Origin of the sequence: Siccibacter turicensis LMG 23730 (genome assembly GCF_000463155.2) — a bacterium.
Lineage (GTDB): Bacteria > Pseudomonadota > Gammaproteobacteria > Enterobacterales > Enterobacteriaceae > Siccibacter > Siccibacter turicensis.
In genome coordinates this window covers 231,695-258,049 of sequence record NZ_AWFZ01000028.1, presented here as the reverse complement: position 1 = coordinate 258,049, position 26,355 = coordinate 231,695, and the positions used below count along the sequence as shown (strand labels likewise).

Annotated in this window: 19 protein-coding genes; 11 read left to right on the top strand and 8 right to left on the bottom strand. The window is 61.9% G+C overall.

Annotation, left to right across the window (positions count from 1 at the left end; genetic code table 11):
* The first annotated feature begins 4 nt into the window (after nt 1–4).
* The 6 genes from sufB (at nt 5) to ldtE (ending at nt 6,279) form a co-directional block, all read left to right on the top strand.
* The gene (sufB, locus tag DW58_RS05625) at nt 5–1,489 is read left to right on the top strand and encodes a Fe-S cluster assembly protein SufB (protein WP_024549003.1); all 1,485 of its coding nucleotides are present in this window, start codon (nt 5–7) and stop codon (nt 1,487–1,489) included.
* A 19-nt stretch (nt 1,490–1,508) separates the two neighbouring features.
* Nucleotides 1,509–2,255, top strand: a complete 747-nt coding sequence (gene sufC, locus DW58_RS05620) for a Fe-S cluster assembly ATPase SufC (RefSeq protein ID WP_024549004.1) — start codon at nt 1,509–1,511, stop codon at nt 2,253–2,255.
* Nucleotides 2,230–3,504, top strand: a complete 1,275-nt coding sequence (gene sufD, locus DW58_RS05615) for a Fe-S cluster assembly protein SufD (RefSeq protein ID WP_024549005.1) — start codon at nt 2,230–2,232, stop codon at nt 3,502–3,504. Before sufC ends, sufD begins: the two co-directional genes overlap by 26 nt.
* The gene (gene sufS, locus DW58_RS05610) at nt 3,501–4,721 is read left to right on the top strand and encodes a cysteine desulfurase SufS (protein ID WP_024549006.1); all 1,221 of its coding nucleotides are present in this window, start codon (nt 3,501–3,503) and stop codon (nt 4,719–4,721) included. The genes sufD and sufS overlap by 4 nt, the downstream gene beginning before the upstream one ends.
* A gap of 13 nt (nt 4,722–4,734) precedes the next feature.
* Nucleotides 4,735–5,151: a cysteine desulfuration protein SufE gene (sufE, locus tag DW58_RS05605; RefSeq protein ID WP_024549007.1), complete on the top strand. Its 417-nt coding sequence runs from the start codon at nt 4,735–4,737 to the stop codon at nt 5,149–5,151.
* A gap of 96 nt (nt 5,152–5,247) precedes the next feature.
* Complete coding sequence (ldtE, locus tag DW58_RS05600) at nt 5,248–6,279, top strand: L,D-transpeptidase LdtE (RefSeq protein ID WP_024549008.1); 1,032 nt, start codon at nt 5,248–5,250, stop codon at nt 6,277–6,279.
* Nucleotides 6,280–6,337: 58 nt separating this feature from the next.
* Here the strand turns inward: ldtE and DW58_RS05595 are convergent, their stop codons facing one another.
* Complete coding sequence (locus tag DW58_RS05595) at nt 6,338–6,574, bottom strand: major outer membrane lipoprotein (RefSeq protein WP_007374746.1); 237 nt, start codon at nt 6,572–6,574, stop codon at nt 6,338–6,340.
* Nucleotides 6,575–6,880: 306 nt separating this feature from the next.
* On the bottom strand, nt 6,881–8,293 hold the full coding sequence (gene pykF / locus DW58_RS05590; protein ID WP_024549009.1) for a pyruvate kinase PykF: 1,413 nt from the start codon (nt 8,291–8,293) through the stop codon (nt 6,881–6,883).
* Nucleotides 8,294–9,296: 1,003 nt separating this feature from the next.
* Between pykF and DW58_RS05585 the strand changes: the two genes are divergently transcribed.
* Both DW58_RS05585 and DW58_RS05580 read left to right on the top strand, forming a co-directional pair.
* Nucleotides 9,297–10,553 (top strand): autotransporter strand-loop-strand O-heptosyltransferase, encoded by a 1,257-nt coding sequence (locus DW58_RS05585; RefSeq protein WP_024549010.1) that lies wholly within the window; start codon nt 9,297–9,299, stop codon nt 10,551–10,553.
* A gap of 32 nt (nt 10,554–10,585) precedes the next feature.
* Nucleotides 10,586–17,389 (top strand): AIDA repeat-containing protein, encoded by a 6,804-nt coding sequence (locus tag DW58_RS05580; protein WP_024549011.1) that lies wholly within the window; start codon nt 10,586–10,588, stop codon nt 17,387–17,389.
* A gap of 49 nt (nt 17,390–17,438) precedes the next feature.
* On the opposite strand, the gene flhA is transcribed toward DW58_RS05580, so the two are convergent.
* From flhA to hypA, 6 genes are read right to left on the bottom strand one after another with little or no spacing between them, the layout of a single operon-like run.
* Nucleotides 17,439–19,517, bottom strand: a complete 2,079-nt coding sequence (gene flhA, locus DW58_RS05575) for a formate hydrogenlyase transcriptional activator FlhA (protein ID WP_029592584.1) — start codon at nt 19,515–19,517, stop codon at nt 17,439–17,441.
* A gap of 45 nt (nt 19,518–19,562) precedes the next feature.
* Nucleotides 19,563–20,573 carry a hydrogenase expression/formation protein HypE gene (gene hypE, locus DW58_RS05570; protein ID WP_024562603.1) on the bottom strand — a complete coding sequence of 337 codons (1,011 nt, stop codon included), beginning with the start codon at nt 20,571–20,573 and terminating at the stop codon, nt 19,563–19,565.
* Nucleotides 20,570–21,691: a hydrogenase formation protein HypD gene (gene hypD / locus DW58_RS05565; protein WP_024551155.1), complete on the bottom strand. Its 1,122-nt coding sequence runs from the start codon at nt 21,689–21,691 to the stop codon at nt 20,570–20,572. Before hypD ends, hypE begins: the two co-directional genes overlap by 4 nt.
* Nucleotides 21,691–21,969: a HypC/HybG/HupF family hydrogenase formation chaperone gene (locus tag DW58_RS05560; protein WP_024551156.1), complete on the bottom strand. Its 279-nt coding sequence runs from the start codon at nt 21,967–21,969 to the stop codon at nt 21,691–21,693. Before DW58_RS05560 ends, hypD begins: the two co-directional genes overlap by 1 nt.
* On the bottom strand, nt 21,960–22,820 hold the full coding sequence (gene hypB / locus DW58_RS05555; RefSeq protein WP_024562602.1) for a hydrogenase nickel incorporation protein HypB: 861 nt from the start codon (nt 22,818–22,820) through the stop codon (nt 21,960–21,962). The genes DW58_RS05560 and hypB overlap by 10 nt, the downstream gene beginning before the upstream one ends.
* 3 nt (nt 22,821–22,823) lie before the next feature.
* Nucleotides 22,824–23,174 carry a hydrogenase maturation nickel metallochaperone HypA gene (hypA, locus tag DW58_RS05550; RefSeq protein WP_024551004.1) on the bottom strand — a complete coding sequence of 117 codons (351 nt, stop codon included), beginning with the start codon at nt 23,172–23,174 and terminating at the stop codon, nt 22,824–22,826.
* 232 nt (nt 23,175–23,406) lie between these two features.
* On the opposite strand from hypA, the gene DW58_RS05545 reads away from it, so the two are divergent.
* From DW58_RS05545 to hycC, 3 genes are all read left to right on the top strand, one after another.
* Nucleotides 23,407–23,847 carry a hypothetical protein gene (locus tag DW58_RS05545; RefSeq protein WP_029696659.1) on the top strand — a complete coding sequence of 147 codons (441 nt, stop codon included), beginning with the start codon at nt 23,407–23,409 and terminating at the stop codon, nt 23,845–23,847.
* Nucleotides 23,848–23,920: 73 nt separating this feature from the next.
* Complete coding sequence (locus DW58_RS05540) at nt 23,921–24,529, top strand: 4Fe-4S dicluster domain-containing protein (RefSeq protein WP_024551005.1); 609 nt, start codon at nt 23,921–23,923, stop codon at nt 24,527–24,529.
* Nucleotides 24,526–26,355, top strand: a complete 1,830-nt coding sequence (gene hycC, locus DW58_RS05535; protein ID WP_024551006.1) for a formate hydrogenlyase subunit 3 — start codon at nt 24,526–24,528, stop codon at nt 26,353–26,355. The genes DW58_RS05540 and hycC overlap by 4 nt, the downstream gene beginning before the upstream one ends.

Sequence of the window (26,355 nt, the reverse complement as noted above, 5' to 3'; positions counted from 1 at the left end):
TATTATGTCTCGTAACACAGAAACGACAGACGACGTGCAGACCTGGACCGGGCCACTCAATTACAAAGAGGGGTTCTTCACGCAGGTGCGGACCGAAGAGTTCGCAAAGGGCATTAACGAAGACGTGGTGCGTGCGATCTCTGCGCGCCGCAACGAGCCGGAGTGGATGCTTGAGTTTCGACTCAACGCCTTTAAGGCCTGGCTCGACATGGAAGAGCCGCACTGGCTGAAAGCCCACTACGACAAGCTCGACTATCAGGATTACAGCTACTACTCCGCGCCGTCGTGCGGCAGCTGCGATGACACCTGTGCCTCCCAGCCTGGTGCGGTGCAGCAGTCGGGCGAAAACGCCTGGCTTACCCAGGAAGTGGAAGAGGCCTTTAACCAGCTCGGCGTACCGGTGCGCGAAGGCCGTGAAGTTGCGGTCGATGCCATCTTTGACTCCGTTTCGGTGGCGACCACCTACCGCGAGAAGCTTGGCGAGCAGGGCATCATCTTCTGCTCCTTCGGCGAGGCGATCCACGACCATCCGGAGCTGGTGAAGCAGTACCTGGGTACCGTGGTACCGTCAAACGACAACTTCTTTGCCGCGCTGAACGCCGCGGTGGCCTCCGACGGCACCTTCATCTACATCCCGAAAGGGGTGCGCTGCCCGATGGAGCTGTCGACCTATTTCCGCATCAACGCTGAAAAAACCGGTCAGTTTGAGCGCACCATCCTGATTGCCGACGAAGGCAGCTACGTCAGCTACATTGAGGGCTGCTCCGCCCCGGTACGCGACAGCTACCAGCTGCACGCGGCGGTGGTGGAAGTGATCATCCATAAAGACGCGGAAGTGAAGTACTCCACGGTGCAGAACTGGTTCCCTGGGGACAACAACACCGGCGGCATTCTGAACTTCGTCACCAAGCGCGCCCTGTGCGAAGGCGAAAACAGCAAAATGTCCTGGACCCAGTCGGAAACGGGCTCGGCCATCACCTGGAAGTACCCAAGCTGCGTGCTGCGCGGCGACAACTCCATCGGCGAGTTTTTCTCCGTGGCGTTGACCAGCGGCCATCAGCAGGCCGACACCGGCACCAAAATGATCCACATTGGCAAAAACACCAAATCGACGATTATCTCGAAAGGGATCTCAGCGGGACACAGCCAGAACAGCTATCGCGGGCTGGTGAAGATCATGCCGAGCGCCACCAACGCGCGTAACTTCACCCAGTGTGACTCGATGCTGATTGGCCCGGACAGCGGGGCGCACACCTTCCCGTACGTGGAGTGCCGCAATAACACCGCGCAGCTGGAGCACGAAGCCACCACCTCGCGCATCGGTGAAGATCAGCTGTTCTACTGCCTGCAACGCGGCATCAGCGAAGACGACGCCATCTCCATGATCGTCAACGGGTTCTGTAAAGACGTGTTCTCCGAGCTGCCACTGGAATTTGCCGTGGAAGCACAAAAATTATTAGCCATTAGCCTTGAGCACAGCGTCGGGTAATGTCGGGAAAGGATATTTCATGTTAAGCATTAAAGATTTACACGTCAGCGTTGAAGACAAGGCGATCCTGCGCGGGTTGAACCTTGAGGTGCGTCCTGGCGAAGTTCACGCCATCATGGGGCCAAACGGCTCGGGGAAAAGCACCCTGTCGGCGACTCTTGCCGGGCGTGAAGATTATGAAGTCACCGGTGGGGAGATCCTGTTCAAGGGCAAAGACCTGCAGGCGCTCTCGCCGGAAGACCGTGCCGGAGAAGGCATTTTCATGGCGTTCCAGTATCCGGTTGAGATCCCGGGCGTCAGCAACCAGTTCTTCCTGCAGACCGCCCTCAACGCGGTACGCGAGTATCGCGGCAAAGAGCAGCTGGACCGCTTCGACTTCCAGGATCTGATGGAAGAGAAAATTCAGCTGCTGAAGATGCCGGAAGATCTGCTCAGCCGTTCGGTCAACGTGGGCTTCTCCGGCGGCGAGAAGAAGCGGAACGACATTCTGCAGATGGCGGTGCTGGAGCCGGATTTGTGCATCCTGGACGAAACGGATTCCGGGCTCGACATCGACGCCCTGAAAATCGTCTCTGACGGCGTCAACTCCCTGCGCGACGGCAAGCGTTCCTTTGTTATCGTCACGCACTATCAGCGCATCCTCGACTACATCAAGCCTGACTTTGTGCACGTGCTGTACCAGGGCCGCATTGTGAAATCCGGTGATTTCTCACTGGTGAAACAGCTGGAGGAGCAGGGCTATGGCTGGCTTACAGAACAAGAGTAACGCGCTGCAGCAGTGGCACCGCCTGTTTGAAACCCAGGGCGCAAACCATTCCGAGGAAGCCCAGCATCACCTGCAGCAGATGCTGCGTCTCGGGCTGCCGACGCGCAAGCAGGAGAACTGGAAATACACTCCGCTGGACGGCCTGCTCAACAACGAGTTTGCCATCCCGACCCCGGCGACCCTGAGTGCGGCGCAGCGCGACGCCCTGGCGCTGCCGGTTGATGCTCTGCGTCTGGTGTTCGTTGATGGCCATTACAGTGAAGCGCTCAGCGATAATCTCGCGGACAGCGGCTTTGAGGTGACGGTCGACGAACGCCGCGCGGGCCTGCCGGCTCCGGTACAGGCTGACGTGTTCCTGCACCTGACTGAAAGCCTGGCCCAGACGGTGACCCGTATTCGCGTGGCGCGTAACGCCCAACCGGCGAAAGCGCTGCTGCTGATGCACATTACCGCCGGCAGTGAAACCGACACCATGAATACGGTGCACTATCGCCATCACCTTGAGCTGGGCGAAGGGGCGCAGGCCACGGTCATGGAGCACTTTGTCAGTCTCAATGAGCGTCCGCACTTCACCGGTGCCCGTTTCACCTTTGACGCCGGGGCCAACAGCCAGCTACGCCACTACAAGCTGGCGTTTGAAAACGCGAAAAGCTACCACTTCGCGCACAACGATCTGCTGGCGCAGCAGGATGTGGATGCGTACAGCAGCAGCTTCCTGTTAGGTGGCGCGGTGCTGCGCCACAACACCAGCACCCAGCTCAACGGTGAAAACGTCACGCTGCGTCTCAACAGCCTGGCGCTGCCGGTCAACAGCGAAGTGTGCGACACCCGCACCTGGCTTGAGCACAATAAGGGCTACTGCAACAGCCGCCAGATGCACAAGGTCATCGTGCGCGACCGCGGCCGCGCCGTGTTCAACGGCATGATCAAAGTGGCGCAGCACGCCATCAAGACCGACGGCCAGATGACCAACAACAACCTGCTGCTGGGCCGGCTGTCCGAAGTGGACACCAAACCGCAGCTGGAAATCTATGCCGATGATGTGAAGTGCAGCCACGGGGCTACCATCGGGCGCATTGACGATGAGCAGCTGTTCTATCTGCGCTCGCGCGGGATCACCGCCCAGGCGGCAGAACAGATGATCATCTTTGCCTTCGCCGCCGAGCTTACCGAAAGTATCCACGACGACGCGCTCAAACAGCTGGTGCTGGCCCGTATCGGGCAGCGCCTGACGGGGGGAGAAGCATGATGTTTTCAGTCGAGCGGGTACGGGCCGATTTTCCGATTCTGGCACGTGAAGTAAACGGTCAGCCGCTGGTCTATCTGGACAGCGCCGCCAGCGCGCAAAAGCCGACGCAGGTAATTGACGCCGAGCTGGGGCTGTACCGGACCGGTTATGCCGCGGTGCACCGTGGTATTCACACCATGAGTGCCGAAGCCACCACGCAGATGGAAAACGTGCGCGGCCAGGCGGCAACCTTTCTGAACGCCCGCTCGCCGGAAGAGATCGTTTTTGTGCGCGGCACCACCGAGGGGATCAACCTGATCGCCAATACGTGGGGCGTCAGCAACGTCCAGGCTGGCGACAATATTATTGTGACCACTATGGAGCATCATGCCAATATCGTTCCCTGGCAGATGCTGTGCGCCCGCGTAGGCGCCGAGCTGCGCGTAATCCCGCTCAACGAGGACGGCACCCTGAAGCTTGAGGTGCTGCCGTCCCTCATTGATGAGCGCACCCGTCTGCTGGCGGTGGCCCACGTCTCCAACGTGCTGGGTATCGAAAACCCACTGGCGGAGATTATCGCCACCGCCCACGCCGCCGGCGTGAAAGTGCTGGTGGATGGCGCCCAGGCGGTGATGCACCACAAGGTCGACGTACAGGCGCTGGACTGCGACTTTTATCTGTTTTCTGCCCATAAGCTTTATGGCCCGACCGGCATCGGCGTGCTCTACGTGCGCGGCGATATCCTGAACGCCATGCCGCCATGGGAAGGGGGCGGGGCGATGATCGGCACCGTCAGCCTGACCGAGGGCACCACCTGGGCCGCCGCGCCCTGGCGTTTCGAAGCCGGTACGCCCAACACCGCCGGTATTTTCGGTCTGGGTGCCGCGCTGAGCTACGTTCAGACGCTGGGCCTCGACAATATTGCTGACTACGAGCAGACGCTGATGCGCTATGCGCTGAACGCCCTGCGCGAGGTGCCGGATCTGACGATTTACGGCCCGGACGAGCGGCTGGGGGTGATTTCCTTTAATCTTGGCAAACACCACGCCTATGACGTAGGCAGTTTCCTCGACAACTACGGCATTGCGGTGCGCACCGGGCATCACTGTGCCATGCCGCTGATGTCGTTCTTTAACGTGCCTGCGATGTGCCGCGCGTCGTTTGTGATGTATAACACCGAAGAAGAGGTGGACAGACTGGTCGCGGGCCTGACCCGTATCCACCGTCTGTTAGGGTAACAGGGAGAAACGCATGGCCACGCTGCCAGACAAAGACAAACTGATTAAAAACTTTAACCGCTGCGCCAGCTGGGAAGAGAAGTATCTCTATATCATTGAGCTGGGCCAGCGGCTGCCGGTCCTGAGCGGCGAGGCGCATAATCCCGACAACATCATTCAGGGCTGCCAGAGCCAGGTGTGGATTGTCATGCGTCAGAACGACGACGGCAAAATCGAACTGCTGGGCGACAGCGATGCCGCTATCGTGAAAGGCCTTATCGCCGTGGTGTTCATCCTCTATCAGGATATGACCGCGCAGGACATCCTGGCCTTCGACGTGCGCCCGTGGTTCGAACAGATGGCCCTGGCCCAGCACCTGACCCCGTCCCGCTCCCAGGGACTGGAAGCGATGATCCGCGCTATCCGCGCCAGAGCCGCCATTCTTAGCTAAACTTCAGATACAGCTTTCATCCTGTCAATGCGAGGTGGTTCACCGCCTCGCCATCTTCAGCGTTCTGGCGTTTCGCCAGTGATAAAGGAATTCAGTATGAAACGCGTATCGCTTCTCGCCGTAACGCTTCTTGCCGCCGCCGTGGCGCCCCATGCCGCCCTCGCGGTGGACTATCCTTTACCGCCTGCCGGCAGCCGCCTGGTGGGCGTCAACCAGAGCTATGTGGTGCAGGAGGGGGATCGCAACCTGCAGTCCATTGCGCGCCGCTTCAACTCCAGCGCGCTGCTGCTGCTGGAGGCCAACAACACCGTTGCCCCGGTGTGGCCGAAGCCCGGTACCCAGCTGCTTATCCCGACCCAGCTGATCCTGCCGGATACGCCGCGCGAGGGCATCGTGGTGAACCTGCCTGAGCTGCGCCTCTACTACTACCCGCCGGGTAAAGACATTGTGCAGGTCTATCCCATCGGCATCGGCCAGGTGGGGCTGGAGACGCCGGTCATGGTCACCCGCATCAGCCAAAAAATTCCGAACCCCACCTGGACGCCACCTGCGGGTATCCGGGCGCGGTCGCTGGCAAAAGGCATTGAGCTGCCGAAAGTGGTGCCGGCCGGGCCGGGGAATCCACTCGGACGCTATGCGATGCGGCTGGCGAAAGGCAACGGTGAGTATCTGATCCACGGTACCAATGCGCCGGACAGCGTTGGCCTGCGGGTCAGCTCCGGATGTATTCGCATGAACGCCGACGACATTCAGTCGCTGTTTGCTCAGGTACCCTGGGGTACGCGGGTGGAGATTGTGAACCAGCCGGTGAAATACACCCAGGAGCCGGACGGCGTACGCTATGTCGAAGTGCATCGCCCGCTGTCGCAGCAGCTTGAAGAGAATACCCAGACCGCGCCGCTGGTGCTGCCGGCAGACTTTGCGACCTTCACCGGGGATGATGCGGCTACCCGACAGCGGGTGAATGCCGCGCTGACGCGTCGTGCTGGTTATCCGGTTGCTGTCGCAGGGGGCGCTGCTGCGTCCTCACGCGCCGCTGACGCGGTGCAAAGTGCGAAGGTGACATCTGGAGCAGAGAGAGCGGAAGCGGGGAGCCTGGAGGCGGATAAAGCGGTTCAGGTGCAGTAGCCGTTTTACGGGCAAAAAAAATGGCGCACAATGTGCGCCATTTTTATTACAGGTACTCTTACTTACGGTAAGAGTGAGCCTGGTTGTCCAGACGCTGGTTAGCACGAGCTGCGTCGTCTTTAGCAGCCTGTACGTCAGAACGGATTGCGTTCACGTCGTTGCTCAGCTGGTCAACTTTAGCGTTCAGAGTCTGAACGTCAGAAGACAGCTGATCGATTTTAGCATTGCTGGAGCAACCTGCCAGCAGAGTAGAACCCAGGATTACCGCGCCCAGTACCAGTTTAGTACGATTCATTATAAATACCCTCTAGATTGAGTTAATCTCCATGTAGCGTTACAAGTATTACACAAACTTTTTTAGGTTGAGAATATTTTTTTGATGGGAATACGCTTAAATTTGATCGTTCGCTCAAAGAAGCATCGACATTAACGGGTAAGTTAAAAAAAGCGTGAGAAAACAGGCGGATTTAATCGGATTCATCTTACGTTTTATCGCATTAAATAGTGAAATCCAATTTGCATTTTTATTACTTCCGTCTATTAACGGAAATAAAAAAGGCGCCCGAGGCGCCTTTTAATCAAATATTTTTGCGTAATCGAATTACAGCACGTGCACAGAGGCAGTGTTGGTGGTGCCACTTGGTACCAGCGCGCCGGAAACCATCACCACGATATCGCCTTTATTCGCCAGGCCGCTTTCCAGCGCCGCTTCTTTACCCAGACGGTAGAAGTCGTCGGTAGAGGCAATCTCTTTCACCAGCTGCGGTACTACGCCTTTGCTCAGCACCAGCTGACGCGCGGTCACTTCGTTGGTGGTCAGCGCCAGAATGGTCGCGTTCGGGAAGTACTTACGTACCGCTTTGGCAGATTTACCGCCCTGGGTAGCAACCACGATCAGTGCGGATTCCAGCTTCTCAGCGGTTTCCACCGCGCCACGGCACACCGCTTCGGTGATGCGCAGTTTGCGGCTGTCGTTGCTGTTATCGAGGCGGCTGCTCATCACGCGGTCAGTACGCTCGCAGATGGTGGCCATGATTGTCACCGCTTCCAGCGGGTATTTCCCTTTTGCGGATTCGCCAGACAGCATAACGGCGTCGGTGCCATCGAGGATGGCGTTCGCCACGTCACCGGCTTCAGCGCGGGTCGGACGCGGGTTTTTGATCATGGAGTCGAGCATCTGGGTGGCGGTGATCACCACTTTGCGCGCGCGTACGCACTTCTCGATCATCATCTTCTGCGCGAAGATCACTTCTTCAACCGGGATTTCAACGCCCAGGTCACCACGCGCCACCATGATGCCGTCAGAGGCTTCAAGGATGTCGTCGAAGTTGTTCAGGCCTTCCTGGTTTTCGATTTTGGAGATGATCTGGATGTTTTCGCCGCCGTGGGCTTTCAGATGCTGACGAATTTCTTCGACGTCAGAACGCTTACGAATAAAGGAAGCGGCCACGAAGTCCACGCCCTGCTCACAGCCAAAGATCAGGTCCTGCTTATCTTTTTCAGCCAGCGCAGGCAGCGCGATGGAAACCCCAGGCAGGTTAACGCCTTTGTTCTCACCCAGGTCGCCGTTGTTCAGCACTTTACAGATGACCTTGTTGCCTTCGATAGCGGTCACTTCCATACCGATCAGGCCGTCATCCACTAGCACGGTGTTGCCGACGGAGAGGTCATTGGTAAAGCCTTCGTAGGTCACGGCGACGATGTCGCTGTTGCCCACCACGGATTTATCGGTGGTAAAGGTGAAGGTCTGGCCCGCTTTCAGGGAGACGTCGTTGCCGCCTTCCAGCTTGATGGTGCGGATTTCCGGACCTTTGGTATCCAGCAGAATCGCCGCTTTTTTACCGGTTTTTGCCACGACGTTGCGCAGGTTCTTGATGCGCTGACCATGCTCTTCATAGTCGCCGTGGGAGAAGTTAAGACGCATTACGTTCATGCCCGCGTCGAGCATACGGGTCAGCATCTCTTCAGATTCGGTTTTCGGGCCGATGGTGCAAACAATTTTCGTCTTTTTCATGACAGTCTTAGTCTTTTTAAGTTGAGAAGGATATGGAAATCATTTCCCCGGGAGTGTAGCGCCGCGGGGTAAAGCCTGTGTTGCGAAAGTTGTGATGCCACAGAGGTAAGGATAGGTGACATCAAAAAAGCGTGCAGAGGAATGTCAGGCGCAGTTCCAGCCCGGAGGGGTGTGCGATTGCTGTAATGAGAGCGGGTGCAGTCCAATTCGCTGAAACCATTCAGATCATGATGGCGGCATTATAACTTCCGACGCCGCAGAAAGGAATTGAAAACGCTGTTTCAAAATGCGAAAGACGGGTTGTAGGGGAGGTGTTATCTGCGCGTTATGCGTGTTTTGCGCAACGGTAGCGCTTTTTCAGCCCCGATAATGGCGAGCGTTGCGCATCTTCCGGGCGGCCTCAACCGGATAACGGCTTCGCCTGGTGCCGCGCAACCCTTCATCTTACTTCCCCCGACGCTCACCCAACGATCTGCTTTCCCTGACGCAAATTGCGCATTTGTCTTATTGCAATAAAAAAATAAAAACTAATTAAGCGAAGGGCGACGGGAAAATATCGGCATATATTTTCATTGTGACAAAAAAAGCAGGCAAATAGTTCTGTCAGTATTTTGTCTGCAGGAGGGTAAAGCGAGGGAAATATATGCTGCATGATGATTGCAAAAGCGTGTCAATGTCTCAGTTCAGTCGAAAGTTTTAGTTAAGGATAATCCTAAAAAGGTCAGGGCGATGTGGTGTTAAGTTACTGTTTTTAAACTTAATTAAAAAATGCGCAAGAAAAGACCGATTTTCTAACTCATTGAAAAATATAGATGTTAACTTTTGGTAAGAATTTGCAATAACTTCACCCCTGACTACTATTAAGCGACTCCTGAGAGAGTGCATAAAAAGCTGCTCATAAATTAGTTTACCGCTTCGGATATATATCCTCCGGAGGATGGCTGGTGTCTGAAATTTATTTCACCAGCGCACAGTAATGCTACCTGATTATTAAGGACAGGTGATGACCATAACCACTGCCGCCACGCAAGGATACGCTTTTATCTTGCCGCCCGACGTTCCGACACAACAGGGGCCGCAGGGGATCCTGTATGATTTTAACGATGGCGCACGGATATTGCTGCCGCAAGGCGACTGGCGCGTTGAAATTACCGACGACGAAACGGGAAATATCCTGTTCGCCGACGACGTTGCACAGGGATGGGTGATCAGCACCAAAAAATATTTCGTGCCGTTTCGTCTGCGGGTCTGGAACAAGGGCGATGAGGAGCCGGTGCTCGACCATGCGCTCACTCTGCGTGGTCAACAGGTTCTGCTCTCCTTTCCCAGCGGCACGCTGGGCGATCTGGTCGGCTGGGTACCCTACGCCGAGCGGTTTCGTGAGACCTGGCAGTGCCAGGTAGACTGCACCATGGCCCAGCCTATCATCGATCTCTTCGCCCCGGTCTATCCCGATCTGCATTTTTTTACCCCGGATGCCTGGCAACAAGGGCGGCAAACCGCCGCGGCTCCGTACGCCACCTGGCGCATCGGGCTCTTCTTTCAGGGCGATCTTGACCGTCAGCCGTTTGACTTTCGCGCCGTCGGCCTGCACCGCACCGCCGGGCACATTCTCGGCGTTGACCCTACGGAAATCGTCCCGGACCTGCGCCAGCACAGCAAACGGCAGATCGCCGAACCCTATGTCTGCATTGCGACCCAATCCACCAGCCAGGCAAAGTTCTGGAACAACGGCACCGGCTGGCATGAGGTCATCGACTTTCTGAAAGCCCAGGGCTACCGCGTGCTGTGTATCGACAAAGAGCGCGTGGTGGGCCGGGGCTACGTCTGGAACAAAATTCCCCACGGCGCCGAAGATTTCACCGGCAACCTGCCGCTCGCCGAGCGCGCCGCGCTGCTGGAGCACGCCGCGTTTTTTATCGGTCTGGGCAGCGGCCTCTCCTGGCTGGCCTGGGGCTGCCGCATACCGGTGGTGCTGATTAGCGGCTTCAGCCTGCCGGGCAGCGAGTTTTACACCCCGTGGCGCGTCATTAATACCCACGTCTGCAACGGCTGCTGGGACGACCCGCGGCTCGATTTTGACCATCAGGACTATTTCTGGTGTCCGCGCCATAAAGGCACGGACCGGCAGTACGAGTGCACTCGTTTTATCACTGGCAAGCAGGTGATTGGCCATCTCCGTCGGCTTATCGCCCTGCGAAGCAATCCCTTTGGCATCACAACAACAGCATTGGCAAACCCCGATCAACATGCCGCGTGACGGACTGAGAGACGGGTTTCGAGGACATTGACATGAAGAAAGGTCTTAACTGCAGTTACCGGTTGGTGTGGAGTGAAGTTCAGCGCGCCTTCGTGGTGGTTTCTGAACTGACAAAAGCCAACGGCAAACGCGCCAGCAGCGCGATTTTGCTCACCGCCGCGGTAGGCAGCACGCTGGCAAGCTCAGCGGCCATGGCATTCACCTTTGACGTGACGTCGCCCGTGCGCGACGAAGTGGTACTGGGCGGTGTGCAGCAGGTGCGCGAAGGCGGCCTGACCACCAATCACACCATCGGTAATCTGGGCACCCAGATTGTTGCCGGTGGCCAGACGCAGGGTACTAACGTGGTCGACGGCGGCGCGCAGATTGTGCGTCAGAACGGTCAGACCGTCGGCACCTCGGTGACCGACGGCGTACAGATCGTTGAATCCGACGGCACCGCAACCGGCTCGCAGCTTAACAGCGGCGGCAAACAGGCGGTATCCGGCACCGCCAACAGCACCATCATCGGCGCGGGCGGCCAGCAGACCGTCCTGCAAAGCGGCCTCGCCACCCAGTCCATCATCAACAGCGGCGGCGTGCAGTCGGTTAACGGCAGCTCCGTGTCGGGCATCGTGAATAACGGCGGCAACCAGCTGATCCAGAACGGCGGCTTCTCACAAAGCGCCACGGTCAACAGCGGCGGCCTGCAGCAGGTTTACACCGGCGGTTCGGCGGCGGACACCACCATTTTTGGCGGCGGCACCCAGATCGTCGCCGGCACCGTATCCGGCGCACACCTCAACGACGGCGGCGCGCAGCTGGTTCAGAAGACCGGTAAAGCCATCGACACCATTATCAATAACCGCGGTACCCAGACCGTCGACGGCAGCACCATCTCCTCCGTGGTAAACGACGGCGGCGTGCAGCTGGTTCACAGCGGCGGCCTGGCGGCGGGCACCACCGTACACAGCGGTGGGCTTCAGCATGTCCAGCTCGGCGGCGCGGCCTCTGACGGTGCCGTGTTCGGCGGCGGCAGCCAGGTGGTTGCCGGTACCGCGTCCGGCACCAGCGTCAGCGACGGCGGTGCGCAGCTGGTGCAGGAAACCGGCAAAGCGAGCGGCACGATTATCAACAATCGCGGCACCCAGACCGTTGACGGTCAGGCGATCTCTGCGGTGGTTAACACCGGCGGTACCCAGCAGATCAATCGCGGCGGCCTGGCCTCAGGCGCGGTGGTGAATACCGGCGGCCTGCAGCATGTCAGCGAAGGTGGCGCGGCCTCCGATGCGATCCTGCTCGGCGGCACCCAGCTGGTGGAAGGCACCACTTCCGGCACCATCGTGAACAACGGTGGCCTGCAACAGATCCACGCCAGCGGCAAGAGCAACGATGCTGTGATCAACGCCGGCGGCGAGCAGGACGTGGACGGCGTCTCCTTCTCTGCGGAAGTGAACGACGGCGGTCTGCAGAAAGTGCGCAGCGGCGGCACCGCCACCAGCGCGGTAGTGAATCAGGGCGGCATTCAGGATGTGCTCTCCGGCGGGTCGACGGCGTTCACCACGCTGCTGGGCGGCATTCAGGAGCTGGCGGGCAAAGCGGCGGACACCATCATCGGTGCCGGCGGCGTCCAGCACGTGCAGGTGGGCGGCAGCGCCACGGGCTCGTTGATCAACGACGGCGGCCTGCAGCGTGTCGACGGCAGCGCCAGCTCATCGGTTATCTATGACGGCGGCACGCAGCTGGTCAACCGCGGCGGGCTGGCGGATAACGCCACCGTGAACAGCGGCGGCCTTCAGCACGTTAACGAAGGCGGCGCGGCGTCCGATACCACGGTATTCGGCGGCGGCAAACAGGTCGTGGCCGGCACCGCTTCCGGAACCAGCATCAACGAAGGTGGCTACCAGCTGGTGCAGGAAACCGGCAAAGCCACTGATACCATCATCAACAGCGGCGGCAGCCAGGCGGTTGACGGCGCGGCAATCTCTGCCGTGGTTAACGACGGCGGCGTACAGCTGGTGCACGCGGGCGGTCTCGCCGCGGGATCGCTGGTGAACGCCGGCGGTCTGCAGCACATTAATGAAGGCGGCGCGGCCTCTGACGGCCTGCTGTTTGGCGGTACCCAGATCGTGGAAGGCACCGCCTCAGGCACGCGTATCGACGCGGGCGGGGTGCAGCAGGTGCACGTCACCGGCAAAACCACCGACAGCAAAATCTTTGACGGCGGTTTCCAGGACGTTGACGGTACGGCGAACGGCTCCATCGTCTACAGCGGCGGTAAGCAGCTTATCCGCAGCGGCGGCCACGCCAACAACACCCGCGTAGATAAAAACGGCGTGCAGATTGTCCGTGCCGACGGCGCCGCCTCCAAAACGACGCTGCTTGGCGGCGTACAGCAGGTGGCTGGCGTAGCGGGTGATACCGTGATCGGCGACGGCGGCGTGCAGCATGTGCAGGTGGGCGGCAGCGCGACCGGATCGCTTATCAACAGCGGCGGCCTGCAGCGCGTGGACGGCTCGGCGACGTCTGCCGTGGTCAATAACGGCGGCGTGCAGCTGGTGAACAGCGGCGGCCTGGCGGCGGGCTCCATCGTGAACAACGGCGGCCTGCAGCATATCAATCTCGGCGGGGCGGCCTCGGACGGCATCATCTTCGGCGGCGGCAAGCAGCTGGTAGCGGGCACCGCCTCCGGCACCAGCATCAGCGATGGCGGCCTGCAAATTGTTCAGGCCACCGGTAAAACCTCCGGCACCAAAATCAACAGCGGCGGCGTGCAGAGCGTGGATGGCGCGGCAACGTCCTCCATCGTGCGCAACGGCGGCACCCAGCTGGTGAACAAAGGCGGCCTGGCCGCAGGCACCACCGTTAACAGCGGCGGCCTGCAGCACATCAGCCTCGGCGGCGCAGCCTCCGACGGCACGGTATTCGGCGGCGGCAAACAGGTGGTCGCGGGCACGGCCTCCGGCACCAGCCTGAGCGACGGCGGTCTGCAGATCGTTACCACCACCGGTAAAGCCAGCGGTACGCTGATCAACAGCGGCGGCGTACAGAGCGTGGACGGCAACGCCACCTCCGCCGTGGTGCGCAACGGCGGCACCCAGCTGGTCAATAAAGGCGGCCTGGCCGCGGGCACCACCGTTAACAGCGGCGGCCTGCAGCACATCAACCTCGGTGGCGCAGCCTCTGACGGCACGGTATTCGGCGGCGGCAAGCAGGTGGTAGAAGGCACCGCCTCCGGCACCAGCCTGAGCGATGGCGGCACGCAACTGGTGAAAGGGACCGGTAAAACCACCGATACCCATATCAACAGCGGCGGTGTGCAGAGTGTGGACGGGGCGGCAATCTCCTCGGTGGTCAATAACGGCGGCCAGCAGATCGTTAACTTCGGCGGTCTTGCCGCAGGCTCTATCGTCAAAAACGGCGGCATACAGCACGTTTCCGCCGGTGGCGCTGCCTCTGATGGCACCGTGTTTGGCGGCGGCACCCAGCTGGTTGAGGGCTCCGCCTCCGGCACCAGCATCAGCGATGGCGGTGTACAGCTGGTGATGAAGAGCGGCCAGGCGAGCGGCACGCTGGTCAACAGCGGCGGCGTGCAGCGCGTGGACGGCCAGTCCTTCTCCGCGGTGATCAACAACGGCGGCCAGCAGATTGTCGATCCGTACGGCTGGTCGCGCGGCACTGTGATTAACGCGGGAGGCACCCAGACCCTCGGCAATTCGGCAGTCGCTGTCTCCACCGTGATGAACGGCGGCGAGCAGCACGTGAACAACGGCGCGAAAGCGATGGCGACCCGTCTGCTGGGCGGCACCCAGAACATCGGCAGCGGCGGCCAGGCCTTTGAAGCCCGCGTCGAAAAAGGCGGCGTGCAGAACGTGAACTCGGGCGGCTACACCTACGGCGGCACCATCTCCACCGGCGGCAGACAAAACGTCTTCGCGGGTGGCGTCACCGACTTCACCTTCGTGGACGGCGGCCTGCAGGTGGTAGACGGTACCTCGATTGTCAGCATCGTGAAAAACGGCGGACATCAGGTGGTGAACAAAAATGCCAACGCCGAAGTCTCTATCGTGATTGATGGCGGCCTGCAGGACGTGTACGGCACCACGACCGGCTCGGAAATCACCCGTGCCGAACAGCGTGTGTACAGCGGCGCAACGGTAACCTCTACGGTGCTGAGTGACAATGCTATCCAGACCGTCAACAACGGCGCGCTGGTTACCGAGACCCGTAACCGTCACAGTATCCAGAACCTGCTCAGCGGCGGTCGTGCCGAAAATACTACCCTGGACGACTTCGCGATTCAGAACATCGCGGCAGGCGCCACGGCGGTCAACACCTCGATGCTCAACAGCGGTCAGCAGAACGTGCGCGGTACTGCCACCAATACCGATCTGTCATCCTACGCGGTGCAGAACGTGTACCGGGGCGGTACGGCGAACCAGACCGGCGTCTACGAGCGCGGTGTGCAGAATATCTTTAACGGCGGCTCCTCGGTTCAGGCAACCATCTATGACGGCGGTATCCAGAACGTGCTGACCGGCGGGACGGCGAACAGCACCACCATCAACGGTGGCGGGACGCAGAACGTCAACAGCGGCGGGACCGTGATCTCCACCATCATCAAAGAGGGTGGCATCCAGAACGTCAACGACGGCGCGATTGTTATCGACAACACCATTGTCGGCGATCAGCTGGTGAATCAGGGCGGCACCGTTGCGTCCTCTACCGTCCGCGCCAGCGGTTCGCAGCGCATCACCGCAGGCGGCACCGCTATTGCCACCACCATCAGTAAAGGCGGCATGCAGTTGGTGCACAAAGGCGGCCTGGCGGATCTCACCGCTATCGAACGCGGCGGGATGCTGGCCGTGCAGGACGGTGCCTCGGCGACCAATATCAACCTGCGCAGCGGCGCCGGGCTGATGGCGGGTACCGACACCACCCTTAACGGCACCCATGCCAACGGCGACTTCTCCATTGCCAACAAGGTTGCGCAGAGTCTGCTGCTGGAAGGCGGCGGTATCCTCTCCGTGGCCGCAGACGGCACGGCGAACAACACGGTCGTGAACCAGGACGGTACGCTGAGCGTCGCCGAGGGCGGTAACCTCACCGGGGTCACCCGCCTGAACGATGGCGCGGCCCTTGAGGGGAACGTCACCAACAGCGGTGAACTGCGTATCTCAACGGAATCGCGCGCCAACGCCATTAACGCCGCCATCAGCGGTAACGGCTCGCTCTACAAAGAAGGCAGCAATACCCTGACCCTGAGCGGCGTGCTCAACCAGGTCGGCGGCACCTATCTGCAGAGCGGCACCCTGGTGTTCAGCGGGCTGGATGCGGTCACCGACGTTATCGCGCAGCTTGGTACCTCGCTGCAGCTGACCAATGGTTCGCGTCTGACCGGGATGATCGACCCTACCGACCTGACCGTCGATGCGGGTTCCACCTGGGAGATGACCGCGGATTCGCTGCTTAACAACCTGACGCTGGGCGGCAGCATTGATTACCAGGCACCGACCGGGGCGTTTGTACCGAAAACCCTGACCGTGACCAACCTGGTGGGCAACGGCGGGACCATCACCCTTAACACCTTGTTTGAGGGCGATACCGCGGTCAGCGATAGCCTGGTGCTGGACGGCGGTACCGCCACCGGCAACACGCGCATCGCGATCCGCAGCCAGGGCGGCCTCGGGGCGCGCACCAGCGGTGACGGCATCCAGGTGGTGAACGCCATCAACGGTGCGACCACCACCGACGACGCGTTCAGCCTTAACGGCAGCCTGCAGGCGGGGGCGTATAACTACACCCTGCGACAGGGCAGCGCCGATGAGAGCTGGTATCTGACCACCGCTGACGCCGGCAGCAACGAGAACGGCCCGCAGAACTACCGTTCCGCGATGTATCTCTACAGCTCGATCTACGCCCAGGCGATGGACTATGACAGCGCGCTGCTCGGCTCAATGGATGCCCGTCGCTATGCGTCGCGTACCGTAGCCGAAGGCGGAAGCAATATGTGGGCCCGCTTCCAGGCCGGTCAGCTGAGCCACGACCACGGCGGCGACGATCTGCGCAGCGGCAATACCCCAGAAAGTAAAGGCGGCTATACCTTCCTGCAGATCGGTAGCGACCTGTGGCAGGGCTCGGCCTCTACCATGGACTGGACGGTGGGGATCTACGGTGCGGCGGGGCTGTCAGCCATCGACGTGCAGCGTAACAACAAGTCGAAAGCCGGTACGGTACGCGACGACGCATACAGCGGCGGTCTCTACCTCAACGGCGTGCATCAGAGCGGCTGGTGGATGGACGTGGTGGCTCAGGGTACGCGCCACAACTTCGACACCAACCCGCGCGACGGCGACGGCATGAAAACCCACGGCTGGGGCTATGTTGGCTCCTTCGAAACCGGCCTGCCGTTTGATCTCGGCAACGGCCTGGTGCTCGAACCGCAGCTGCAGTACCAGTACCGCGGCGTGAACCTGAAGGATGGCAGTGATGATGTGGCGGACGTGCAGTTCGGCGACGGTCACAGCCAGCAGGTGCGTGCCGGTCTGCGTCTGGGCAACAGCGCGACCCTGAAAGAGACAGGCAACCCGGTACCGGTTAGCTGGTGGGTGCGTCCGTCCTTTATCCAGACCTTCGATTCGAAGGGCGATCTTAACGTCAGCGCACCGGGCGTGGCGGGCAGCGATGTCTCGTTCAACCCGGATCAGGACGGCACGGCTGCAGCGCTGGATGTCGGCATCGATGGGCAGATTCGCGATAACGTCACCCTCGGGGTGCGTGCGGGCTACACCAAAACCATCGATGATGCGGGCACCGGCGGTTACGGCGGCCAGGTCACCCTCAAAATCGGCTTCTGATAGCCTTCAGAAACGACAAACCGCACCGAAAGGTGCGGTTTTTTTTTGCCTACAGCGCGTCCTTATCAATGCCAAAGCGCTTCATGCGCGACAGCAATGTGGTGCGCTTCAGCCCCAGCCGCAGCGCCGCACCTTTCGGCCCGGCGATCACGCCGTTGGTCTCCCGCAGAATTCGTATGATGCGCTGACGCTCATCCTCCCCGTCACGCGGCATGTCGGCGGCCTCGTCACGCGCCGGCTGCAGCGGCGGAAACGCAATGTCGGGCATGGAGAGCTGCAGCACGTTGCCGCGCGTCAGAAGCACCGCACGCTCAATCACGTTCTCCAGCTCGCGCACGTTGCCCGGCCACGGCATTTTGCTGAGCTGATGCAGGGTCTGGGCCGGAATGCTGGTGATGCTGCGTCCCAGACGGTGAGCAATCTTAAAGGTGAAGGCCTTCACCAGCAGCGGGATATCCTCCGGGCGCTCGCGCAGCGGCGGCAGGCAGATGGGAAACACGTTGAGCCGGTAGTAGAGATCGCTTCTGAACTCGCGGTCGTTAACCATCTGGCGGAGATCGCGGTTGGTGGCGGCAATAAGCCGGACATCTGTGCGGATGATGCGGTTACTGCCAAGCCGCTCAAACTCCTGCTCCTGGAGAACGCGCAGCAGCTTGGGCTGGAGATCCAGCGGCATATCGCCCACCTCATCAAGGAACAGCGTGCTTTTATCCGCCAGCTCAAAGCGGCCGATGCGCTGGGCGCTGGCCCCGGTGAAGGCCCCACGCTCGTGGCCGAACAGATCGCTCTCCAGCAGGCCCGCGGGCATGGCGGCGCAGTTCATCTTCACCATCCGGCGCGCATTGCGATCGCTCAGGGTGTGGATTGCCCGGGCGATAAGCTCTTTGCCGGTGCCGGTTTCGCCGAGGATCAGCACCGTGCTGTTGCTCTGCGCCACCATCTCGACCTGCTTCATCACCGCCATCATGGCGCTGCTGCGGCCAATGATTTCGCCAAAATCGCCGGCGACGTTGTTGATCTGCTCCGTCAGGGCCAGGTTCTCATCAATCAGCCGCTCCTTCAGGCGGCGGATCTCCCGGTAGGCCAGCGCGTTATCCACCGCAATCGCCACCCGCTCGGCGATCTGGCGCAGCAGCTTGAGGTTGTTGGCGGTAAACACCTGGGCTTTACACTGGGCCAGCTTGAGCACGCCGAGCACGCGGTCGCTGTAGATCAGCGGAAAAATGCACAGCGTCTGGTCCTGCTCGCCCCACATATCGAACAGCATCCGCTCGTAGGGGGCGTGCTCGTCGCGCTGGTGCAGGTTGAGCAGCAGCATCTCTTTGCTGGCCATCACCCGTTCCGAAAGCGTCCCGCGTTCGTCCACCTCGCTGCGATCGTGCAGCGGGGCGTTTTTATCCACGTAGTGGGTGGAGTAGATGGCGAGCTTCCCCTTGCGGTTGCTGCGCAGCACGATGCTGATGGAGTCGATGCCAAAGTTACGCTGGATCTCGCGCGACACCTCGCTGACCAGCTCATCCAGATCGAGCCTCGAGAGCACCGCATTGGTGATCGCCACCAGCAGGCGAAAGTCGTCGCGCTCGCGGCACAGCAGGCTGTAGCTGGAGTTATTGCTGAGCCGGGACTGGATCTGCTCCACCGCCAGGCCAATCACCTGCGCCAGGGACTGCAACCGGGAAAACGCCGCCTCGCTCCAGGGCGTATCATCGCTGCGCACCACTTCGCAGCCGCCGAAGATGTCGCCGTCGGCGGCCAGCGGCAGCAGGGCATAGTGGGCAAAGGGCGGGTAGAGCCCCATGGCATCGATCTGCGGCCAGGTCTCCCGGAACGTCGGCCAGGGGCAGTGCAGCGCATCGGGACGCGACAGCGTGCGGCGCAGCGGACCGGTGGCCAGCAGCGCATCCTCTTCCCGGACGCTGGGGGTGCCCTGTTCGTCGGCGCTGTAGAACGATACCCGTTCACGCCCGGCGCGCCACAGCACAATGCTGACGCGATCGGCAAGCCGCTGCTGCCGGACGTGGAGTGTGAGGGCGTGCGCCAGGGCGCAGAGGTCGGGCTGTTGCAGGAGAGTCCGCGTGATGTCAAAGAGTCCCTGTTCTTCGCCATCATTCATCGGTGTATACGACATGCTTCACATCCAAAAGTTATTCGTCAGCGTGCGCCGGACCGCCGCTCAGCAAATGCGCGGCAGCGGTTCAGCGTGAGGTAAATCCAGGGTGCGCGTCACGCCGTACAGGCCGGTGAGGCGCACCCCTTTCTGCGCGACCACCTCGCCAATGATGGCGGCGTCGCGGCCCAGCGGGTGCTGGTGGAGCGTGGTCAGAACGCGTTCGGCAGCGGAGCGCGCGACGACGATCGCCAGCTTGCCTTCATTGGCGAAGTTGAGCGGGTCGAGCCCAAGCAGTTCACACAGGCCGCGCACCGCGGGCTTCACCGGCAGCGCGTGCTCCTGCAGCTCAATACCGCACCCGCAGCGGGCGGCAAACTCGTGCGCCACGGCGTTAACGCCGCCGCGAGTGGCATCGCGCAGTGCCCGGATGCCCGGCACGTTTACCAGCGTCTGGATCAGCGGCGTCAGCACCGCGCAGTCGCTGCGCAGCTCGCCCGTCATGCCGAGCCCTTCGCGCAGGTTAAGAATGGTGGCGCCGTGATCGCCCAGCGTGCCGCTTACCAGTAGTACATCGCCGGGCTGGATGCCGCTGGCGCCCCAGGTGAGTCCCACCGGAATCGCACCGATACCGGCGGTGTTGATAAACAGCTTGTCTGCCGCCCCGCGCGGCACCACTTTGGTGTCGCCGGTGACAATGGCGATCCCCGCCGCCCGCGCCGTGGCCGCCATGCTGGCGACGATGCGCTCCAGCAGCGCCAGCTCCAGCCCCTCTTCGAGAATAAACCCGCACGACAGCCAGCGGGGCAGCGCGCCGCTGACCGCCACGTCGTTTGCCGTTCCGCACACCGCCAGCTTGCCGATGTCGCCGCCGGGAAAGCACAGCGGATCGATAACGTAGCTGTCGGTGGAAAACGCCAGCCGATCGCCGGCGCCGGTGAGCAGCGACAGCGCAAGCCGCGCCTGATCCTCCTGCTCGTCAAGCCACGGATTGGCGAAGGCGGTGAGAAAGAGCTGCTCAATCAGCTGCTGCATGGCCTGTCCGCCGCTGCCGTGGGCAAGCGTAACCCTGTTCATACTTCACACTCCTGAGAACGGTACTGATACCAGGCGCTGCATGCGCCCTCTGACGAGACCATCAGCGCCCCGAAGGCGCTTTGCGGATTGCAGCGTGAGCCGAACAGCGGACACTGCGCGGGCTTGCAGCGCCCGGTGAGTACCTCGCCGCAGCGCGCCTCGGGATCGTCGCTGACGCGCTGCGGAGCGGGACGAAAACGGCGTTCGGCGTCGAACGCCTGATAGCCTGGGCTGAGCGCCATGCCCGAGCGGGCAATCACCCCCAGCCCGCGCCACTCGCTGTCGTCCGCCAGCGTGAACACCTCGTCCATCGCCGCCAGGGCTACGGGATTACCCGCATCCGGCACCACGCGCCGGTACTGGTTCTCCACCTTGCTGCGGCCCGCTATTGTCTGATCAATTAGCATCAGCACACCTTGCAGCAGATCAACTGGTTCGAAACCCGCTACCACCAGTGGACGCTGAAAGGTATCCGGGATGAACTCGTAGCCGCCGGTGCCGATCACCATGCTGACGTGTCCGGGGGCCAGGATGGCGTCGATGCCGCTCTGCGGATCGGCGAGCAGGCTTTTCAGCACCGGCAGCAGGGTGATGTGCTGGCAGAACAGGTAAAAATTGGTCACGCCCCGGGCGCGGGCCTGCTGTAGCGTGACGGCGGTCGCTGGCATGGTGGTTTCAAAGCCAAGGCCGAACAGCACCACCTCGCGGGTCGGGTTCTGCTCTGCCAGCCTCAGCGCATCGAGCGGAGAGTAGATCACCCGCACGTCGGCGCCGCGCGACCGGGCGTCGAGCAGCGACCCGGTTTTACCCGGCACGCGCATCGCATCCCCGAAGGTGCAGAAAATCACCTGCGGGTGGCTGGCAATCTCAATGCAGGCATCGATTCGCCCCATCGGCAGCACGCACACCGGACAGCCGGGGCCGTGAATAAACTCGACGTTCTTCGGCAGCAGCCGGTCCAGCCCGAACTTAAAGATGGCGTGGGTGTGCCCGCCGCACACCTCCATGATGCGCAGCGGCGCACGCGGGGTGTGCGGCAGCTGACCGGCGGCGTCGTGCAGCAGGGCGATAAGCTGCCTCACTTTTTGCGGGTCGCGGTACTCATCGACATAGTGCATCAGCCGTTCCCCTCGCCGTAGAGCAGCGGCCCGACGTCGGGCTCCAGCTCCAGCATGTGCTGCAACGCCGCCAGGGTGTCCAGCGCCTCGGCCTCGTCAATCACGCTCATGGCAAACCCGACGTGGACCAGCACCCACTGCCCGAGGCGGGTGTGGCCTGCCTCGTCCACCGTGCCCACCAGCGTCAAATCGACGGCGCGCTGCACGCCGCACACCGATACGGTGGCCTGCATCGCATCATGAATGGCGCAGATTTTTCCCGGAACGCCTATGCACATCGCTGCGCCTCCAGCCAGGCAAGCCAGGCGTCCATTCCGTCGCCGCGGGTAGCGGAAACCAGCAGCACGGTTATCTCCGGATTGACCTGCCGGGCGAAGGCCAGGCACTGCTCTACGTCGAAATCGAGATAGGGCAGCAGATCGATCTTGTTCAGCACCATCAGCGAGGCGGCGGCGAACATGTGCGGATACTTGAGCGGTTTGTCTTCCCCTTCGGTCACCGACAGCACCGCCACCTTGTGGCGCTCCCCGAGGTCGAACCCTGCCGGGCAGACCAGGTTGCCGACGTTTTCGATAAACATCACGCCGCCATCCTCCAGCGGCAGGCGCGCCACGGCATCGGCAATCATCTGCGCATCCAGATGGCAGCCTTTGCCGGTATTGACCTGAAGCGCGGGGGTGCCGGTGGCGCGAATGCGCGCCGCGTCGTGCACCGTCTGCTGGTCACCCTCGATCACCGCGCAGGGGTAGTGCAGCCGTTTCAGGGTTTCGGTGAGCAGGGTGGTTTTACCCGAACCGGGGCTGGACACCAGGTTGAGTGCCAGCTGACGGTGCGCCGCGAAGTGCGCCCGGTTGCGCTGGGCCAGCCGGTTGTTCTTCTCCAGCACGTCGATCTCAATCTCCACCATGCGCCGCTGGCTCAGGCCGGGAGCATGGGTACCCGCTTCGCCCTGGCCGTAATCCAGGCAGCCCGGCGTCGCGGCGTCGGGCATAAAGGCGGGGCGGTGCAGGGCGGTGATGGCGGTAAACGCCGTGGCAGGGGGCGCGAAGGGCGCAGGGAGAAAGGCGCCGTGGGGGCCGTCGCCTTCAAGGATGATATTGCCAGCGGCGCAGCCGCAGGTGGTACACATAAGCTATTCCTCTTCTATTTCCAGACGCGTGATCTGCAGGCCCTCGTCGGCCACGATGCGCAGATCGTCGCTGTTGCAGTCGGGGCAGCGGCGCACGCGATGGGTTAACAAGTTGACGTAGCGCTGGCAGCGGTGGCACCAGCACTCCGCCTGCTGCTCGTCGATATGCAGGGTGCAGCCCTCGGCGAGCGTCTCGCGACACACCAGCTCAAAGCAGAACTGGAGCGCGCTGCTCTCCACGCAGGAGAACGCCCCGACCCGCAGCCAGACCTGGGTGACCCGCGCCGCCTGGCGCAGTCTGGCCTGCTCCTCAATAACCGCCAGCGCCTGCTGGCAAAGGGTGAGTTCGTGCATCTTGTCTCCGGGGTACGCTGTGACGATGGGCAACAGGAATGCAATATGGATGCCACCCTCATACGGCGTGGGGGATTACGCGACGGCGGGGCGCGTCAAAGATGACGAAAATGACACCTCGTCACGGCGGTGGCAGCGACGAAGTTTTGACTAGTTCAATATTATCAATGGGTTAAAAGCTGGCACGGAATCTGCTTTACAGCTTCACTTTCCGCAATACGAGCGCACCACCATGATCCTGTCCGACCTGAGCAAGAAGGCTGACTTTATTGCCGCCCGGCACCGCCTCCTGCAAACCCACTGGCACCAGTACGGCAATACGCTGGTACAGGCCATCACGCTCTCACGCCCGCGGCTGCACCTGACGGTTAACTGCGATCCGGCGCAGGGGCTGAGCTTCTGGCTGTTCGACCACTTTCAGATCCACATCAACCCGGCGGAAGCCTTCAACAGCCATACCCTGTGCTACCGCCTGGAAAATCGCGACGGCAGCGAAGGCGTGTCGCTGGGGGATGCCCATCTCGGTGACGACGGCCTGCTCGACAGCGCCGTGAATATCCACGACCGCGACGCGGTGCTGGAGCACTTCCTGCTCAAAATCAGCCCGCTCTACGACAAGATCTCCCGGGCGGTTGAGCACGGGGAAGACCTGCCGCTCGGTTCACTGGCCTGACGCCTGTCGAACGCTGTCGAAAACGTCATTTCCGGCATGTTTTCGTCATAAATGACCATTCAGAGGAGTGTCCGTGAATCGTTTTGTAATTGCCGACTCCGCGCGGTGTATCGGCTGCCATACCTGTGAGGCGGCCTGCGCGGAAACCCACCGGCTGCGGGGGTTGCAGGCCGCGCCGCGCTTAACGGTAACGCGCAACCGCCAGGACTCGGCCCCGCAGCTGTGCCACCAGTGCGAGGACGCCCCCTGCGCGCAGGTGTGTCCGGCCCATGCCATTACCCGCGTCGACGACGCCATCCAGCTCAACGAGAGTCTGTGCGTGAGCTGCAAACTGTGCGGCATCGCCTGTCCGTTCGGTGCCATCCGCTTTGACGGCAGCCGCCCGCAGGGCATTCCGGCTGGCTGTCAGACTTCACTTGCCCCGGCGGCGCCCGCGGATCCGCTGCCGGTGAGCGACTATCTCGACTGGATCCCCGGCGTGCGCGCCGTGGCAGTGAAGTGCGACCTGTGCCATTTCGACGATCAGGGACCGGCGTGCGTGCGCACCTGTCCGACCCAGGCGCTGCGCCTGGTGGACAACCATGAGATCGCCGAAGCCAGCAGGCGCAAACGCGAGCGCAGCGTCATACGCGACGGAAGCGATCTGGCCGCCGTCGCCCGGAATCCAGGAGGGGTGCAATGAGCGTTATCACACTGATCACTACCGCGCTGGGGCTGCTGATGGTAAGCGGCGTGCTGGCGGCGCTGCTGCGGTTCAGCACCCCGCTAAGCGGGCTGGTGGCCGGGCTGGGCGGGGCGCTCGGCTCGCTGGCGATGCTGCTGGCGGGCGGGAGCGTGCTGCTGGGGCTGGCCGACGGCATCGATGTGCTGTCGCCGCTGGGCCGCTGGCCGCTGCATCTCTCGGCCCTGAACGCCCTGTGGCTGGTGACGCTCGGCCTGACCGGCATCGCGGTGGGGCTCTATACCATTGGCTGGCAGCGCCATGCCGATGCACGCCCCGAGGGGCTGCTGCTCAACCTGGTGCTGGCCGCTGCGCTGCTGGCGACGGTAGCCGGGCACCTCGCCATGATGGTGGCGATGTGCGAAGTGATGGCACTCGGCGCGCTGTTTCTTACCGGCAACAGCGCCTCCGCCAAACTGTGGTTCGTGCTCGGGCGGCTCGGCACGCTGCTGCTGGCGGTAATGTGCCTGCTGCTGTGGCAGCGCTACGGCACGCTGGAGATTGCCCCCCTGCAGGCGCAGATGAGGCTGCTGCCGCTCGGGGGTGGGATCTGGCTGCTGGGCCTGGTGGGCTTTGGCCTGCTGGCGGGGATCGTTCCGCTGCACGGCTGGGTAGCCCAGGCGCACGCGCAGGCGTCGGCCCCGGCGGCGGCGCTGTTCTCCGCGGTGGTGGTGAAGGTGGGGATTTACGGCCTGCTGACCGTGTCGCTGCTCGACCCGGCCCTGCCGCGCGGCTGTAGCCTGCTGGTGCTGGTGCTCGGCGTTATCACCGCATTTATCGGCGGGCTGTACGCCCTGCTGGAGCACAACGTGAACCGTCTGCTGGCGTACCACACCGTCGAGAACATCGGCATCATCCTGCTTGGCCTGGGCGCCGGGCTGCTGGGTATCTCGCTGCAGGATCCGCTGCTGGTGGCGCTTGGCATGGTGGGCGGCCTCTATCACCTGTTTAACCACAGCCTGTTCAAAACCACGCTGCTGCTCGGGGCCGGGGCGGTGTGGTATCGCACCGGCGAGCGCGATATCGAAAAGCTCGGAGGCCTTGGGAAACGCATGCCGCTGGTGTCGCTGGCGATGCTGATCGGGCTGATGTCGATGGCGGCGCTGCCACCGCTCAGCGGCTTTGCCGGGGAGTGGGTTATCTATCAGTCGCTGTTCCGGCTGGGAACCAGCGAGGCCTTTGTCGCCCGCCTGCTCGGGCCGCTGCTCGCCACCGGGCTGGCGATCACCGGGGCGCTGGCGGTGATGTGCATGGCTAAGGTCTACGGTGTGACCTTCCTCGGCACACCGCGCACGGACAGCGCCCGGACGGCCCGTCCGGCTCCCTGGCTGCTCAGCCTGCCAACTGCGGCGCTGGCGCTGTGCGCGGTGGCCGGCGGCGTGGCGGCGCCCTGGCTGCTGCCGCTGCTCGATCGCGCGGTACCGCTGCCGCTGGTCACCAACAACACCACGGTATCTCCGCCGGGCATTGCGCTGCTGCTGATCGCCGGCACGCTGCTGCCGTTCATCGTGCTGGGGCTTACCCAGCGCGGAAGGCTGGCGCCGCGCACGCGCGGTGCCGCCTGGGTATGTGGCTATCAGCACGAAGAGGCGATGGTCATCACCGCCCACGGTTTCGCCCGGCCGGTGCATGCCGCCTTCGCGCCGCTGGTGGCGCTGCGTCATCACCTTAATCCGGTGCGGCTGATCCCCGGCTGGCAGGCGGCGTCGCTGCCGACGCTGTGCCGTCGGATGGCGTTTATCGAACTGGCGGTACTGCTGGTCGTCGTGATTTCACAGGGAGCCTGA

Bases quoted from the DNA above. Each gene is read 5' to 3' on its own strand.
- sufC (WP_024549004.1), top strand. From the start codon at position 1,509: ATGTTAAGCATTAAAGATTTACACGTCAGCGTTGAAGACAAGGCGATC.
- DW58_RS05585 (WP_024549010.1), top strand. From the start codon at position 9,297: ATGACCATAACCACTGCCGCCACGCAAGGATACGCTTTTATCTTGCCG.
- sufB (WP_024549003.1), top strand. From the start codon at position 5: ATGTCTCGTAACACAGAAACGACAGACGACGTGCAGACCTGGACCGGG.
- DW58_RS05560 (WP_024551156.1), bottom strand. From the start codon at position 21,969: ATGTGCATAGGCGTTCCGGGAAAAATCTGCGCCATTCATGATGCGATG.
- DW58_RS05545 (WP_029696659.1), top strand. From the start codon at position 23,407: ATGATCCTGTCCGACCTGAGCAAGAAGGCTGACTTTATTGCCGCCCGG.
- hycC (WP_024551006.1), top strand. From the start codon at position 24,526: ATGAGCGTTATCACACTGATCACTACCGCGCTGGGGCTGCTGATGGTA.
- hypB (WP_024562602.1), bottom strand. From the start codon at position 22,820: ATGTGTACCACCTGCGGCTGCGCCGCTGGCAATATCATCCTTGAAGGC.
- sufS (WP_024549006.1), top strand. From the start codon at position 3,501: ATGATGTTTTCAGTCGAGCGGGTACGGGCCGATTTTCCGATTCTGGCA.
- flhA (WP_029592584.1), bottom strand. From the start codon at position 19,517: ATGTCGTATACACCGATGAATGATGGCGAAGAACAGGGACTCTTTGAC.
- DW58_RS05580 (WP_024549011.1), top strand. From the start codon at position 10,586: ATGAAGAAAGGTCTTAACTGCAGTTACCGGTTGGTGTGGAGTGAAGTT.
- sufE (WP_024549007.1), top strand. From the start codon at position 4,735: ATGGCCACGCTGCCAGACAAAGACAAACTGATTAAAAACTTTAACCGC.
- hypA (WP_024551004.1), bottom strand. From the start codon at position 23,174: ATGCACGAACTCACCCTTTGCCAGCAGGCGCTGGCGGTTATTGAGGAG.
- DW58_RS05595 (WP_007374746.1), bottom strand. From the start codon at position 6,574: ATGAATCGTACTAAACTGGTACTGGGCGCGGTAATCCTGGGTTCTACT.
- hypD (WP_024551155.1), bottom strand. From the start codon at position 21,691: ATGCACTATGTCGATGAGTACCGCGACCCGCAAAAAGTGAGGCAGCTT.
- pykF (WP_024549009.1), bottom strand. From the start codon at position 8,293: ATGAAAAAGACGAAAATTGTTTGCACCATCGGCCCGAAAACCGAATCT.
- hypE (WP_024562603.1), bottom strand. From the start codon at position 20,573: ATGAACAGGGTTACGCTTGCCCACGGCAGCGGCGGACAGGCCATGCAG.
- ldtE (WP_024549008.1), top strand. From the start codon at position 5,248: ATGAAACGCGTATCGCTTCTCGCCGTAACGCTTCTTGCCGCCGCCGTG.
- sufD (WP_024549005.1), top strand. From the start codon at position 2,230: ATGGCTGGCTTACAGAACAAGAGTAACGCGCTGCAGCAGTGGCACCGC.